Genomic DNA, 1455 nt, shown 5'->3' with positions numbered 1-1455 from the left:
ACGTTAAGTCCGGCGGCGTCCTACTCTCCCACAAGGTCCCCCTTGCAGTACCATCGGCGCTGAGAGGCTTAGCTTCCGGGTTCGGAATGTGACCGGGCGTTTCCCTCTCGCTATGACCACCGGAACACTTTCGACCATCAATCTGGTCTCAAACATGTTCCGGCTGCTGCCCACGAATGGGCAGAGCGGTGTATTCAGTTTGATTCCCGATCGTCTGTCGGGAACCACAAAGTGGACGCGAGCCCGTGCAACAAGTGCACGGAAATCAGTGTGTTATCAAGTCTTCGGCTTATTAGTACCGGTCAGCTCCACGGGTCGTTAGTCCCCGCTTCCACATCCGGCCTATCAACCCAGTAGTCTGCTGGGAGCCTCTCACACTCAAGGTGCATGGAAATCTCATCTCGAAGACGGCTTCCCGCTTAGATGCTTTCAGCGGTTATCCGGTCCGAACGTAGCTAATCAGCGGTGCCCTTGGCAGAACAACTGACACACCAGAGGTTCGTCCATCCCGGTCCTCTCGTACTAGGGATAGATCTTCTCAAATTTCCAACGCGCGCAGCGGATAGGGACCGAACTGTCTCACGACGTTCTAAACCCAGCTCGCGTACCGCTTTAATGGGCGAACAGCCCAACCCTTGGGACCTACTCCAGCCCCAGGATGCGACGAGCCGACATCGAGGTGCCAAACCATGCCGTCGATATGGACTCTTGGGCAAGATCAGCCTGTTATCCCCGAGGTACCTTTTATCCGTTGAGCGACAGCGCTTCCACAAGCCACTGCCGGATCACTAGTCCCGACTTTCGTCCCTGCTCGACCTGTCAGTCTCACAGTCAAGCTCCCTTGTGCACTTACACTCGCCACCTGATTGCCAACCAGGTTGAGGGAACCTTTGGGCGCCTCCGTTACTCTTTGGGAGGCAACCGCCCCAGTTAAACTACCCATCAGGCACTGTCCATGAACCCGATCAGGGTCCTACGTTAGACATCCAGAGTGACCAGAGTGGTATTTCAACAATGACTCCACGAACACTAGCGTGCCCGCTTCACAGTCTCCCACCTATCCTACACAAGCCACACCGAACACCAATACCAAACTGTAGTAAAGGTCACGGGGTCTTTCCGTCCTGCTGCGCGTAACGAGCATCTTTACTCGTAGTGCAATTTCGCCGAGTTCGCGGTTGAGACAGCTGGGAAGTCGTTACGCCATTCGTGCAGGTCGGAACTTACCCGACAAGGAATTTCGCTACCTTAGGATGGTTATAGTTACCACCGCCGTTTACTGGGGCTTAAATTCAGAGCTTCGCCCAAAGGCTAACCCTTCCTCTTAACCTTCCAGCACCGGGCAGGCGTCAGTCCGTATACATCGTCTTGCGACTTCGCACGGACCTGTGTTTTTAGTAAACAGTCGCTTCCCACTGGTCTCTGCGGCCTTCAACGCTCACGGAGTAAATCCAG

Annotated in this window: 2 rRNA genes (1 of these 2 running past the window's edge); both read right to left on the bottom strand. The window is 54.8% G+C overall.

Annotated features, from left to right (window positions below):
* Positions 1-7 precede the first annotated feature (7 nt).
* Positions 8-124 (bottom strand): 5S ribosomal RNA (rrf, locus tag EDF51_RS19535).
* 148 nt (positions 125-272) lie between these two features.
* Positions 273-1455 (bottom strand): 23S ribosomal RNA (locus tag EDF51_RS19530) (it continues 2045 nt past the right edge of the window).

Source organism: Curtobacterium sp. PhB25, from assembly GCF_004365375.1.
Lineage (GTDB): Bacteria > Actinomycetota > Actinomycetes > Actinomycetales > Microbacteriaceae > Curtobacterium.
The sequence above is the reverse complement of the archived record's forward strand: the minus strand, read 5'-3'. Positions and strand labels throughout refer to the sequence as shown.